The 13,138-nt window shown below is 58.4% G+C and carries 10 protein-coding genes and 1 pseudogene; 5 read left to right on the forward strand and 6 right to left on the reverse strand.

The features are described from left to right. Positions 1-290 precede the first annotated feature (290 nt). On the reverse strand, positions 291-533 hold the full coding sequence (locus GGD66_RS20995; protein ID WP_018319893.1) for an acyl carrier protein: 243 nt from the start codon (positions 531-533) through the stop codon (positions 291-293). After that, positions 520-2,394 carry an HAD family hydrolase gene (locus GGD66_RS21000; protein WP_092263304.1) on the reverse strand — a complete coding sequence of 625 codons (1,875 nt, stop codon included), beginning with the start codon at positions 2,392-2,394 and terminating at the stop codon, positions 520-522. Before GGD66_RS21000 ends, GGD66_RS20995 begins: the two co-directional genes overlap by 14 nt. A gap of 132 nt (positions 2,395-2,526) precedes the next feature. On the opposite strand from GGD66_RS21000, the gene GGD66_RS21005 reads away from it, so the two are divergent. Beyond that, the gene (locus tag GGD66_RS21005) at positions 2,527-3,150 is read left to right on the forward strand and encodes a GNAT family N-acetyltransferase (RefSeq protein ID WP_143109202.1); all 624 of its coding nucleotides are present in this window, start codon (positions 2,527-2,529) and stop codon (positions 3,148-3,150) included. Positions 3,151-3,376: 226 nt separating this feature from the next. Here GGD66_RS21005 and GGD66_RS21010 read toward each other — a convergent pair whose 3' ends face one another. Continuing rightward, positions 3,377-4,474 (reverse strand): hypothetical protein, encoded by a 1,098-nt coding sequence (locus GGD66_RS21010; RefSeq protein ID WP_246788936.1) that lies wholly within the window; start codon positions 4,472-4,474, stop codon positions 3,377-3,379. 329 nt (positions 4,475-4,803) lie between these two features. Between GGD66_RS21010 and GGD66_RS21015 the strand changes: the two genes are divergently transcribed. Next, complete coding sequence (locus tag GGD66_RS21015; protein WP_026202269.1) at positions 4,804-5,025, forward strand: hypothetical protein; 222 nt, start codon at positions 4,804-4,806, stop codon at positions 5,023-5,025. 49 nt (positions 5,026-5,074) lie between these two features. Here GGD66_RS21015 and GGD66_RS21020 read toward each other — a convergent pair whose 3' ends face one another. Beyond that, entirely contained in the window at positions 5,075-5,419 is a 345-nt protein-coding gene (locus GGD66_RS21020; protein ID WP_179731073.1) for an H-NS family nucleoid-associated regulatory protein, read from the reverse strand. A 947-nt stretch (positions 5,420-6,366) separates the two neighbouring features. On the opposite strand from GGD66_RS21020, the gene GGD66_RS21025 reads away from it, so the two are divergent. Both GGD66_RS21025 and GGD66_RS41580 read left to right on the forward strand, forming a co-directional pair. Next, positions 6,367-7,056, forward strand: a complete 690-nt coding sequence (locus GGD66_RS21025; protein ID WP_049814957.1) for a response regulator transcription factor — start codon at positions 6,367-6,369, stop codon at positions 7,054-7,056. 546 nt (positions 7,057-7,602) lie between these two features. Beyond that, a pseudogene (locus GGD66_RS41580) lies at positions 7,603-7,959 on the forward strand (hypothetical protein); the annotation flags it as partial. Positions 7,960-8,561: 602 nt separating this feature from the next. Here GGD66_RS41580 and GGD66_RS21035 read toward each other — a convergent pair. Together GGD66_RS21035 and GGD66_RS21040 are read right to left on the reverse strand one after the other, a co-directional pair. Next, positions 8,562-9,350, reverse strand: coding sequence for a Crp/Fnr family transcriptional regulator (locus tag GGD66_RS21035; RefSeq protein ID WP_018319900.1), 789 nt, complete (start codon positions 9,348-9,350; stop codon positions 8,562-8,564). A 333-nt stretch (positions 9,351-9,683) separates the two neighbouring features. Beyond that, a complete protein-coding gene (locus GGD66_RS21040; RefSeq protein ID WP_177237550.1) occupies positions 9,684-9,995 on the reverse strand; it encodes a nuclear transport factor 2 family protein in 312 nt (103 codons plus the stop codon). 191 nt (positions 9,996-10,186) lie between these two features. Between GGD66_RS21040 and GGD66_RS21045 the strand changes: the two genes are divergently transcribed. Beyond that, positions 10,187-13,138: LuxR C-terminal-related transcriptional regulator (locus GGD66_RS21045; RefSeq protein ID WP_183258867.1), on the forward strand; the 2,952-nt coding region annotated here is incomplete at its 3' end.

Consider the following 13,138-nt stretch of genomic DNA (forward strand, 5'->3'; position numbering starts at 1 on the left):
AGCACAATGGTCTATGATTTGAAATTGCCGGCCGACTTATGAGTCGCCGGAGTAATCTGCCGTAGCGTTCGAATTTAAAACATTAAATATCACAAAATAAATTAAATCAAAACTGTTTTCGTTGTCGGAAAAGCGACCCTCGTCAATTTCTCTTGAAGTTGAAAGAAGCAGGCGCGTGACCAACCCGTGCACCAGTTGCGCCCGCCATTCCGGGGGGAACAATCGCTGCAAATTCGGATGCAGGGGGCTGCGCGCTTACCCCCGGCCTCGAACGCTCGCGACTCCAGTTCTTATGGCTCCATCCGTTTCGCGATCAGGTCGGCGAATTCACCCAGGTTCCGGGCCGCCTCGACTTCGCCAACGCGGAATCGCACGCGAAATTTCTGCTCGACAGCGATGACCAGCGAGATCTGCATGAGCGAGTCCCATTCTTCGACGTCGGCTGCCGAAAGTTCGGGCTTGGCCGCGACCTTCTCAAGGAAGATTCCGTCGAATACCTCCTGCAACTTCGTCAGTACTTCAGCTTGCTTCATAAGCCCTCCGGGTTATGCGGATCTTTGTCGAACACCCCTGATACTTCTCCACCTTGAGCTCGAACTCCTTTCGGGCGGCGGAGTCTTCCGTACGCACGAAGCCAAACTCCTCGTAGATGCCGGCAACCATTCCGTTCTTGGCCGTCGGAAGATAAATGCCGCGCACCGTTGCGCAGCCGGCGGCCTCTGCAAGCCGAAAAATCTCATTCATGATCTCGTTCTCGACCTGGCGCTTGAGCACGCGGCAGCTCATCAGCCAGGTATCCAGAACGAGGACTCCGCCCTCGATCTTCGCAATGACCACAGAGATGAGCCCGGAATCACCGAAGCGATCCTCGAGCCGCATCGTGAAGCACCGGTAGTCCGGTCTTCCCAGGAGCCCCTGGATCTCGGTTTCGGATCGACGGACCGTCGTCAGGTTGAACTGGTTGCTGCGCGCGATCAGCTGGGCAATGCGAGGCAGGTCCAGCGGGTCGAATTCCTTGATCGTACCTCGCATCTCCAGCGAGGCGAGGTAGGCTGGCATGTCGGTTACGCTCGCCGCGAGCTCCGTACGTCGCCGTTCCTGCCTATACTGCGCCGTCCGTTCGAGATCCTCCTCGGTGACGTTCCGCGGCTCGAAATGACGCCCGGCCTGGAGGCGACGGATGAATTCGGCGGGATCCGCCCCGAGGAGCACGCCCTCGACCTGAGGCTGAAACTGACGCACGATCTCGATCTCGGCCGGATTGTCATCGGCGAAGACGAAGCTGTCCAGGCCGACGCGGAGTTCATCCGCGATCCGCTGCAGGTTGTCGGACTTCGGGTTCCAATTGGCTTGGAAGGCTGCAAAGTGCTCCAGCCGGAGAACCATCTCGGGATGCTTCTCGAATACCTCGCGGGCGCGCGCATCGTCGTTCTTGCTGCATACCGCAAGTAGGACGCCGCGCTCGGAAAGGGCAAGGAGGTGGTTCTGGAAAGCCTTGAATGCTTCGCCGCGGGGAGACGTGTCACCAAGTTCAATTCCCTCGACGCCGTCCTCCGCAATCACACCGCCCCATAGCGTGTTATCGAGATCGACCGCCAGAACCTTCTTGGGGCCTTGCTTGCGGGAGGCGATCAGGTGGCTTAGCTCTTGTGCGATGTCCACCAGGAAATCGGGTGAGCCGAGCTGCTTCGATTCGTACCACGCTCGCGAATCTTCCGCGGCCATGGTCCCTCGGCGTGCCGAGAGGAATTCGACGTCGCAGATTTGCACTCCGGCCGGGGCCCGGAGCCCGAGCTCAAGATTCACCGCCTTGCGGAAACTCCAATCGGCACCGAGCGTGCGTGAACGAAAAGAGCCGAGATCGAGGTCGCCGGGCAGCGCAAGATTGGCGAGAATCACCGCCGCGCCCGAGCGTTTGATGAAAGTCTGCGCGAGGTTGAGGAGATGCTCCGCGGCGCCGACAGCAGCTTCGCGCTGATGCTCCACAGCATCGAGCAGCGAGCCGGAAAACCGGTAGTGGCTCGCGTTCGGCAGAATGAAGGCGAGATCCGGCTTGAAGGCGTACAGTCGGCTCGAGGCGTCGAGGATTTCCGAGACGAAATTATCGTACTCCCCGAGAAAGCGTTCGCATTCGACTCCACGAGTGACCAAGAGATGCGCAACCAGTTCGTGCAACGGATACAGGTTGTAGCCGCCGATCAAGGCGAGGCGGAGTTTCGGCTGGACACTTTCGTTCGCAGGTAGCTTGGCCTTTTTTCGAAGCGTCGACAGAAAAAACAGTTCTGAAAAGCTCGTCGCTTGCCGCGAGCGGGCGGCGAGGTGTCCCCAGAACGCCGCATCGCCGGATAGCGCCAAGGACTTGAGTTCGGCATCATCTACGTGCCGGTCGGGCAAGACGGGTACAGTAGCGAGAATGGCAAGCCTCCACCAAGGAAAGCATCATTTGATTTGCGCTCACAATAAATAATGCTATCCCTTGGGTCAATTAAATATATTTAAATGTTAAAGTGGAGGTTGAATAAATACATGGCCGGCCACATTGAGTTAGAGCCGTCGGGCTCGTGTACGCTTTCCGCCAAGGCTGAGAACCTCAAACGGCTCCCCGAGGGAAATAACCTGGTCCTCCGAGAGATCCAGCTGGAGGATTCCGCGCAAATCGTTGCTTGGCGGAACGATCCCGTTCTGGGCAAGTTCCTGACCCGAGAAAGGCTAACTTTGGCTCAGCAGGAAGCGTTTTTCCGAGGCTACCAGGCTAGGGCGGACGACTACTATTTCATTGCCGAATTCAAGCGCTCGAAGAAACCGGCTGGCAGCATCGCCCTCGCAAACCTGGATTTCGCGACAAAACGCGGCGATGTGGCACGGTTGATCGTCGATCCGGGTGCGCGCCTTTTTCTAGCCGAGATCTTCGATCTGCTTTTCTCGTTCGCGTTCGTGCAGCTAGGGCTCTCGGTCGTGTTTGCCAGCGTGCAAAGCAAGAACGTTGCCTCGAAGAACTTCCATATTCGCCTTGGTTTCCAAATCGAAAAGATTGCCCCGAAGGCTTGGTGGAACGGCGACGACGTCATTACATTTCGAATGACACGCGAAGATTATCCCCGGTTGAAACAGGCCTGGTCGGCGCTGCTCCTCGATGCGCGGGAAGATTGATCGTCCCCAAGTCAGGGAGAGCAGCGCATTGCGCTTCTGGAGGCGACCGATCTCACGATGAAGTTTGGGTGTTGTCTGGCGCAGGAGCCCTTCATGGCCACTCGTGGATCACGGACCCTGCGCGGCCCCCGACGGGATTCCCATCGTTGACTGTTGCGCCTGCGGTTGCATTCGACATCCGTCGCATGGTGTTTCTCGCCTAGGCTATGCTCCTGCTCGTCGATCTCTATCGGCGAGGATCGGGCGTGAATTGGCGAAAGCTCGATCGGGGCTGAACGACGATTTGCGCGACTCCGTCAGATGAAACTGGTCTACTGCGCCGCACCCACTCAGCAGCGCGGAGGCCGCCTGCCTGCAGTCTCACGATCGGTTCAGGGCCAATCTCCGACAGGAGGATGCCCATGTGCCCCGATGCCGGAGGCGCTGTTGGCCAAACGCCCAATCCATTTGCTGACAATACGGTCCGATCCATATCGCCCCAAAACTGCACGACAATGGCACCAGCGGGCACGCAAGCAGCGAGGTGCGTCGCTTCCGGCGAACCGATGCGTGGCTCAGCCGCTGGTCGCAGCGCGACGATGACAGCATCCCACTCGTCGCGATACATGGCCTGGGCGTTGTCGAAGGTGTCCACGCTCGCTCCAGAGTTCGCCAGACCAGCGCGGAGCGAGCCAACAAAATCATTGTCGCACAGCACAGCAATGCGATTCTTGTAAACGGATAAGCCGCAATCGTGGAGTTGCTTCACGCACAGCGGACCGAGAAACGAGAAGACATCGACTGACGGGTGGCGTTCGTTCACGCCGACGATGGGAATTCCGCGCCGCAAGCATGCTTCCATGTCGAGGTCCTCGGGGCGAAATTCCCAGGTCTCAAACATCAAGGCGATGACGGCGTCCCTCGGTAATTTATCAATGAGCGCGGCGGTAAGGGGCCGAAGATGGCCGCTGTTCGTTACAATATCGGTTTGCTGGAGGATATCCGGGGTGATCTGCTCCAAGACGTCGATGCGATCGGCCACGCCGACCGAATCTGCAAGCTCTAGCGTCTGTTGCCTGGCATCGGCTGCTGTGCCGTGCCGTGTAGCTTTCGTGAAGGCATAGACGTGCCTGGCTCCGGCCATGGCCGCAAGGACGGCTGTCACGGCGTAGGCCCCGGTCGCGGCCTCCGTGAGAACTGTTAGTTCAGAGAGGTCCAAGAGTGTTCCCGCAAGGGCTCGGCTCATCAGGCCACCGAGACGCGGCAATGAGAATCCTGGTCGCAAGGCCGTATCGAAGCCGGATCGCAATTGCCTGAACGCTGCTCCGGCCTCGGTTGCTGTCATGAACTGCCTTTCGCTTTGCCACCTTGGGAACAACGCGCGTAAATATATGGTCGAGTTACGCTGAGCCCCTGCGCGCCGAACGGACTTTATGAGTGAAGTTGATTGCAAGTTAAATAATATATTTATTATAATAATAAATCTATTTATTGATGTCAATAATGTGCAGCGGTGCCCTCAAGGACGCGACTGCAGCGCCTCAATCAGAACCTTGCCATGGTACAACGTGGTAGAGAACTCGGTAATTTGAAATTGTTGAATTAACAAATTTAATTTGCCGTAGATCCAATTTCGGTCTAATTTTGCTGACCGACGATTGCAGGATAATGCTGATGACCCACCTCGACCCCGCCAGTGAAGATCGTCGCGAGTTCTTGAAGAGCTGTGGAAAATTTGCAGCCGTCACACCTCCGACTATGACGCTGTTGCTGTCCACCTCGCTGACCTCCACCGCCATCGCCAGTTCCGGCGGTCGAATTGTGCAGGGCAACAATGGCTACGGCAACAACGGTGGCGATGGCAGTCCCAATGGGAAACCGGATGGCAACCGCTAAAGGCAAAGGAAGCCTCACCGCTCCGAGCGCACGTCCGAGAATCGGAGGCTCAGCCGGTCCGGCGGCGCCTTTGGGCCGACGAGCGGTCGATTAGGAGATCATTTAGCTTCTTACCGGCTCGAAGCTGCGCTTTCAGCCAGCGGGGCTGTTTGCCGCGACCGGACCAGGTCTCGGCCGGGTCCTTTGGGTTCTGGTATTTCGGCAACACCGGGGGGTAGGGGCGGCGCGGACGTTCCCCGTTCGGGGACGAAACGGCGGTCCCCTCAATTTTGCGCAGCCGCTCTTCAAGCTTGGCCTTTTCCGCGGTCATCCTCCGACTGAGAACGGTCGTGACCTCATCGTAAAGCCGCCACAGCTCGGCCGTGGTCGAGTTGGCCCAGTCACTCTTCTCCATGGAAGCCGTCCCCAGCTACTTCCCAACCGAATCAAGAGCGGGCATTATCAGGTCATAGCAGGGTTGGGCAAGCGCGATCCGGCCGCGCGGCCGCGCTCGTGTGCAGCGCAGTACCTGGTGCTAGCGGTTGAGACCGTGTCTCCGACCGGGCGGTCGCTTCCTAAACGCCCTCCGTCCGTGGGCTCGTCGTTTGGGCGCGAGCAATCGCTCCTCTGCTTTCAATACGCGACTACGTAAGTTCTGCAATTCGGTGAATTGAACGATGAGGGCCTTATGTGTTTGACGCAAAACTGCCGAAGAATACATGTGAACACCTACTCATTGCCAACGACGTCCGTGCTAATCATTGAAGTTGCTGAATTATCGAAATACGGCTTCAAACGCATTGCTGGACTTCCAGCGGTACTACACGTGCCACGATCAACCGCGGCCTTGTTCTGTTACCAGCCGTTGCTTTGATGAATAGTAATACTTTTCTCGCCTCCCTTCCCGGAGCGAGGGCGTTCACGAACGGCCTCGCTTCAATGAAACTTCGTCGAATGTTAGATTTGAATCGTGAATGTCCCTATATATCGTTCGTAATATTCGGCTCTAACTAAGTTAGTTGGATGTTGACCATAATAGCGACTCGCCCCTTAGTACGCCGATGGACATTCCTGGCGATTATTTTCAGATTGAAACCATCAGAAATTGTAGTCGGAATGTCATTATCCTCGTAGAATTCGCGGTTTCGAATTTTGGATCGAGCACCGCATTCTTACGGTGCTGCACGCATTCTCTGGGCGAGTTACGATAGTGTGGCCATCGAGCGTTGCCGTCAGGTGCTGTCTCCGATCTAAGACCTGCGACATTATTGACGGAGCTGGCTGGCTATAACCCGCGCGTCTCAAAAGGAGAGTGGGATTAAACGGCCGCAAGGGGGGTTGTTAGCAACAGGCAAGGGAAGCATGCGCCGCATCAGAATTGTTATCGCTGATCGACACCCGATCGTCTTGCAAGGAATTAGGAGCGTTCTTGCGGCGCAGCGTGATTTTGCGGTCGTTGCTTCCTGCGGCGATGGCGCAAGCTGTATCGAGGCAATTCGATTTCTTGCACCGGACGTGGCGCTTGTCGATGCTGCACTGCCCGACTTCAGTCGACAGCAGATCCTCGCTCGTCCAAACGCCGTCGGCGCACGCGCTCCGGTAATCTTCTTCACCGGTATCACGGGCGACAGTGAGTTAAAAAGGCTGACCTTGGACGGCGCCTGCATCGTCCTCTCGAAGGATTCGGACGTGGAGATGCTGGTCGCAACCCTGCGGAAAGCTGCCCAGGGCCAAGCTGCGGCCTCGCCGAGCACTGGGCACATCAGCGAGGACGACCTCGCCGGTGTGAAGCCCCTGACGCAACTAACGGACCGGGAGCGGCAGATCATGCGGCTCGTATCGGAGGGGCTATCGAACAAGGAGATTGGGCGTCGGTTGAATCTTGCCGACGGTACGATCAAGGTCCACCTTCATCATATCTTCCAGAAGCTGGAAATCAGCAATCGTACGGTTCTCGCAGCATTGGCGATCTCGCGAAGGGAGCTGCATGCAGCGCCAGATGAGCCGGATTCCCCTAATCTGTTGCGTCAGGATCCCGCCAGCGCGAATTGACGGGTACGTCTGGCGCGCGTTCGGGAGTTTGCGCGAGGGGCGGCCTATCGCGGTGCCAGATGCTCAATCATGTTGAGGCAGGCCCCTTCGGCCTCGGACAACGTTCGAAAGGGCGAGCCGCCAATCTTGATTGCGGCTTGGTTGATGTGGAGCGGACGCCAACTCGCCAGGTAGCCGAAGCGTCCGTGAAAGCCCGGACCTCCCGGGCTTTCGAAACTGATCACGAACGAGAAGCCGTGGCTGCTCGCACTCCAGATCTCCATGTCCCGGACGGACCGATAGAATTGCAGTGGCATCGCAGTGATCCATTGTAACCGGGCCCCGCCCGGTGGTTAATTAATTTAACTAAATTAAATTCCGGGAAGCAACTCAAATCGGTGCGTCGGGCGAGTGTGCTCGGAAAATCGGGGGAAGCGCGGCAAATTGCCGAGTTTCGGTCCCGAGCATGCGCACGTTCAGCAACCTCTCGCCAGGTAAAGAAAATTCTTGGTTGAAAATCTATTTAATATATAATAATCTAAATATCGTTTTAAATCGAGGAGGCGCATCGTGACCCGTGACGGCAACGAGGATGACGACCGGCGGGAGTTTTTGAAGACCTGCGGAAGATTTGCAGCCGTGACGCCCCCTGCCATGACGCTGCTTCTGTCCACCTCCCTGACCTCAAAAGCCATTGCCCGTTCGGGCGGCCTGCACGGGCCGAGGCAAAGCGACAGCGGCCAGTCGTTCTTCGACAATGATCGGTCGTCCGCGGCCGCCCCGGAGGGCTCCAGCGGCGGATCATCAGGGGGTGGGGGAGCACCTGGTGGTAGCTCTGCTGGATCTTCTCGTGCCGGAGGGACATCCGGCGGCGGATCCGGCGGTAGCGGCGGGGCCGGTGCTGGCGGAGGCAATGCAAAAGGGCCCTTCGCAACCGGCGGCGGCTCTGGAATTCCAAGTGCAGATGGTGGGGTCGATTGCGCAGAAGAAGACGAGGAAAAGCGCAAGGCCGATTGCCCCGGAGCTAGTACTCAAATTTCCAGCGCAACCCAATCCAGCCGGTAAGATCTTCTCATCCCATGAAGGAGCTCGATGGGCTGCCGTGCGGCCAAGCCGGGCCGGGGCCTTGTGCTCCGACAGGTCAAACGCGAGGCCGAAAGCATATCTGGCCAGCCGAGCGGCCTCCCGGGAGACTCGGTCAGGAGGCGTGTCATGAATACCCGCATTCGAGCGCAGAATCCTGCGGCCCTTCTTCGAGAGCGTCTCGAAGCGCTTGTCGCCCAGCTCGCAGAACTCGAGAAGCTCAGAGACCGGGTAGGTCGAGAAGAAAATCGTCAGCGCAAGCTGCGCAAGGCGGACAGTCCCCCATGTCGAGCTCGGACCGCGGGCAGTCGTTCCAGCTTCGCACAGGCGAAGCTCATGCCCGTGCTGCTTGGTTTCAATAAATCGCGGTGTTGTAGCGAGCGTCCCAAAGCAAATGGATGACCGAAGCGGTGCGTGCGGATGGCTCGGGAAAGCGAACCGGCCTACGAGCCTGTCCCGGCTATTCGGCTACCGGGTGAGCGGGGGTGCCGCGCTGGAGCCCCAGGGATGAGCCCGACCGCGCCGTGCGAGACTATCCGATCGATTCTGCGGCTCATGACCTTGTAGCACTCGCATGCCACGGCTTCGAGCCGCGGCCGATCAATCTCGAGCTGGCCGCGCCGACTGGATTTCAGCGCTCTTGACGCGCGCATTGTGCACACGACATGCGTGACGGTGGTGCGGCGAACGCCGAGCAACTCCGACAATGTTTCTTGCGTCAGCGGGAGCAGGTCACCTTCATTCGCACGATCGTGGATGTGGAGAAGCCAGCGCGCTAAGCGCGCTTCGACGGAATGCAGCGCATTGCAGGCCGCCACGTGCTGGAGTTGCGTCAACAACGACATCGTGAAGACCTGCACCATGGATGCGATTGCGGGGCTGCGATGCTGGGCTGCCAGGAATTGCGCAGGCGAGATCTGCAGCGCGGCCCCGGATAGGCGGACGACCGCGGTCGCGGGCGCGGCGGATGCGCCAAATGCTGACGTCAAACCCACAGCGCCCTCATGCCCGATTATCGCCGTGGCAACTGTCTGCCCGTTCGGCAGCTCCGTGATCGCGGCGATCGCGCCGCTGAGGGGGAAGAGAAGATGTTCGATCCGATCGCCCGATCGGATGAGCACGGAATTGCGTTCGATCACGACTTTCCGCAGATGAGGCGCTAGCAAAGCAAAATCCGCTGGCGGCAACGCTGCTAACAAACGATTACCAATTCTAGTCGCATGGTCCATCATGGGATTGGCTCCCGACGGATACTCGGCACTAGAACTCATGCCGATGTGAGCTGCTCTGCGGAGTGCAGCTCAACAGCAAGCCAACCGACCACCGCAGATATGGTTCCCATGATCGATGGCGCGCGGGGGCGGCCCGACAATCGCATGCCGCGACGTAGGCATATGGCCCACTGATATCCGCGTTGAAGACGCTGAAGGCGTATCGTCCTTCGACATGCCATCGCTAAGGAGTGGCACGCAACGGGCTCGCAACGACGCGTTCGTACGGGAAAGCCGGCTTTGCACTGCAAGGCTAACACGTGACCCAACGCGGGCTTGGATCGCGCCGCGGGTCTAGTGGCAGGGACTGCAGTCCAGCTCCTTGATCCTCCCGGTAACGTCAAACGAGAAGAGCGCACTCATGACACCACTCTTGGTGACGTACGAGATAATGGTCCCGTCGTGCGAAGGATTGAGATCGTTCAATGTACCCGCCGGATATTCTCGGAGGCGATCAATCCAATAGGCACGAAGTGCCTCGTGGCCGGTAACGGTCTTGACGCCCCCGCAGCCGCAGCGAACCACGGCACCTTCAGCATACATTTCCAAGATCGCCTCGATGTCGCCCGCGCGGTAAGCGTCAAGCCAGTCAATCGCAATGGCCATTGGGTCAAATGATATATTTCTCACCTAAATACCATAAAAGCTTGCGATTTTGGGTCATTTTTAAGCCGTTGGGCCCTCTTTCCCTACTCTATTACCCTCTTTCCCTATTCTATTAATTGTATTTTAATAATCCCGCTTGGCCCCGGCCATATGCCGAAGTACATAGATGGCCGGGCCGAGGCAGAGTTCCAATGTTAGACGTGTCTGTGAAGCAGAGACGGATCCGGCTTCTGATCGTAGATCGACAACCGATCGTTCTACAGGGACTGAAGTCGGTATTCGGGGCACAGCAGGACTTCGACGTTGTCGCATCATGCAGCGATGGGACAAGGTGCCTCGAAGCAATTCGGAATTTGACACCCGACGTCACGCTTGTTGCTGACAACCTGCCAGATCTGACGGTACCCGAGATCCTCGCGATTGCGAAAGCTGAGAATCTCTCCACGCGCTTGGTGTTGTTTACCGAATCCGAAGCAGATCACGATCTGGCCGCAGCTATTGCTGCTGGCGCCTCCAGCGCAATCTCGAAGCATGCTTCCTCGGCCACTATGCTGCGATTACTGCGGCTGATGACAGAGCGCAGCGTGTCGCCCGAGCAATCCGATCTCTTTCCAGCCGGCGAGGGAACTGACGGCGGCGGCAAAATTGAAACGATGCTGGAGCTGTTGACGCACCGGGAACGTCAAATTGTACAGCTAGTCTCAGAAGGAATGTCGAATAAGGAGATCGCGCGCCAGCTAAACGTTTCCCCAGGGACAGTCAAAGTACACCTGTACAACATATTTCAGAAGCTTGAAATTTCCAACAGAACTGTGCTCGCTACCCTCGCGTTGTTGCAGCGCCCGTCCGGTTTCGGCCTGCCTGCGCTGGCGTTTCTGGCGTTCGCAATTGCGGACGAACTCAAGGCGTCGGAAGCGAACGATGTGGATCCGGATGACGATAGCGCCGGTCGCGCTGGAGAGCATGCCGAATATGAGCCCTGGAAAAGAGCTATTCTCCGACACCTCGTGCTCTGGGACTCCGGCGAGTCGCCCACCGAGAGGGACCTCTTCGCCAAGGCGAGCCTGGTCACGAACCCGATGGCGGCAACGGAAGGGCTGCGCCCGGCTGAGCAATCCGTAGGCTCCAAACCATGGAAAGACTGCGGCCCAGTTGGATCGAGCACGCCCAATCTTCCTACGCCATTACTGCGGGGAGCCAGCGACACACAGATCGTTGGTGACCCGACTGCGGAACATCAATTCCCGCGGCTTGCGTCAACGCCGACGTTGACTCACGGAGGGTATGGCACCTTCGCCACTCTGACCGGTGCGTTGATCTACGCACTGAACGACCCCCATCTTGCCGTGCAATCGCATGACCCGGGCAAGGCGCCGATCGACAGCTTCGTGGTGGTCACCGGCGAGAATGCGAACACAAAACTGGCCGCAATAACCGATGCTGATACCAATGATGTAGACGGCTCGCCTCCGGCTTTCCCTTTGCACGATTTGCGCCTGCCTGCCGCGCTTGTGACCACCGGCGACGAACGCGTCGCTGGAGAAGGCACTTCGAGCCAAATGAGCCATGGTGCTGCGGATGACAACCTGCAGGAACCTCTTGGCTCACTGGGCTCTGGTCGCGATGCCGGTATTGGCGGAGATGGCCGCGATCAACTGATGGGCGGCAACGTTGGCGAAAACGTTGTTTTTCGCTCCCCGATCGATTCCCATTCGACCTCTTCCCACTCCGGCTTCGATTTCGCATCTGGATCGAGCAGGATCAATCTTGCCGCTTTCGGAGCGCTTGCCTGGCTCCATATGACAGCAGCAAGCAAGTCTATACCGCCGCATACCCTCGCTTGGATCTACAATCCCGCAACCAACGAAACGATCGTCTACGTGAATCCGACCGATCGGACTCTTGATGTCGGGGACCGGGGCCTGCTGGAAATCCATCTGCAGGGGATCGTCTCCATTGCAGAGGCGGATTTCGCCGGCCAGCCGGAAGGCACGTTTGTCGCGATCACCTTGGAGCAGCTCGAAGAAGCGCTGACATCGGCGACCGCAACCGAAGCTGTTCTGGATGCGGACAGTACCCACATAATTATCGGGACGAGCGAGAGCACATTCGGAGCCGCTGCAGTCTGGAACACTCTTGCCGATGACGGCCTGAGGTTCGAATTCGGGCAGGCTCGGACCGGCTTAGGGGGAGCGACCAGGTTCAGAACCTTCACTAGCGATTCGGTGAATACAACGGATGAGAACGATGATGGGTCCGCCCCGTCGGCTCATGTATCACCGATCGTGCTTGCTCATAGCGCGACGGTGACGGCAGTTGAAAATCTCACATCGAAGAATGAGCCGATCAACGGGGGCTCTAGCACCGAAGCGGGCGGTAGTTCACAGCACGCTTCGGAGCCAGGGTCTGCAAAGGCGGCAGCGGAGTTGTCTGAAGCTGGCATCATACGGGGAAATGGCGTCGGCAATGACAACGAACATCATCCCCCCGCTTCGGACGCTTCGCGAGGGTCAGCGAAGACGGCAGAAGCCGATGGTGTGGAGCACGGCAATTCGGGGCAGTCAGCCTCTGCAAAGCCACCGGAAGCAGCCGACCCTGGTGAGCCAGGCCTTGCTAGCCCGGGCCGCGGCAATTCCCAGCACGCTTCGAAGCCACCGGAGTTGACTGAAGCTGGCTTCGTACGGGGAAATGGCGTCGGCAATGACAACGAGCATCATCCCCCCGCTTCGGACGCTTCGCGAGGGTCAGCGAAGACGGCAGAAGCAGATGGTGTGGAGCACGGCAATTCGGGGCACTCAACCTTTGCAAACGCGCCGGAAGCAGCCGACCCTGGTGAGCCAGGCCTTGGTAGCCCGGGCCGCGGTAACTCCCAGCACGCTTCGAAGCCACCGGAGTTGACTGAAGCTGGCTTCATACGGGGAAATGGCGTCGGCAATGACAACGAGCATCATCCCCCCGCTTCGGACGCTTCGCGAGGGGCAGCGAAGACGGCAGAAGCAGATGGCGTGGAGCACGGCAATTCGGGGCACTCAAGCTCTGCAAAACCACCGGAAGCAGCCGACCCTGGTGAGCCAGGCCTTGGTAGCCCGGGCCGCGGTAACTCCCAGCACGCTTCGAAGCCACCGGAGTTGACTGAAGCTGGC

The sequence above is a fragment of the Bradyrhizobium sp. CIR48 genome (genome assembly GCF_014198315.1).
Lineage (GTDB): Bacteria > Pseudomonadota > Alphaproteobacteria > Rhizobiales > Xanthobacteraceae > Bradyrhizobium.

Coding starts and splice junctions, on each gene's coding strand:
- GGD66_RS21040 (WP_177237550.1), bottom strand. CDS start 9,995: ATGGCCATTGCGATTGACTGGCTTGACGCTTACCGCGCGGGCGACATC.
- GGD66_RS21015 (WP_026202269.1), top strand. CDS start 4,804: ATGACCCACCTCGACCCCGCCAGTGAAGATCGTCGCGAGTTCTTGAAG.
- GGD66_RS21035 (WP_018319900.1), bottom strand. CDS start 9,350: ATGATGGACCATGCGACTAGAATTGGTAATCGTTTGTTAGCAGCGTTG.
- GGD66_RS21025 (WP_049814957.1), top strand. CDS start 6,367: ATGCGCCGCATCAGAATTGTTATCGCTGATCGACACCCGATCGTCTTG.
- GGD66_RS21010 (WP_246788936.1), bottom strand. CDS start 4,474: ATGACAGCAACCGAGGCCGGAGCAGCGTTCAGGCAATTGCGATCCGGC.
- GGD66_RS21020 (WP_179731073.1), bottom strand. CDS start 5,419: ATGGAGAAGAGTGACTGGGCCAACTCGACCACGGCCGAGCTGTGGCGG.
- GGD66_RS20995 (WP_018319893.1), bottom strand. CDS start 533: ATGAAGCAAGCTGAAGTACTGACGAAGTTGCAGGAGGTATTCGACGGA.
- GGD66_RS21005 (WP_143109202.1), top strand. CDS start 2,527: ATGGCCGGCCACATTGAGTTAGAGCCGTCGGGCTCGTGTACGCTTTCC.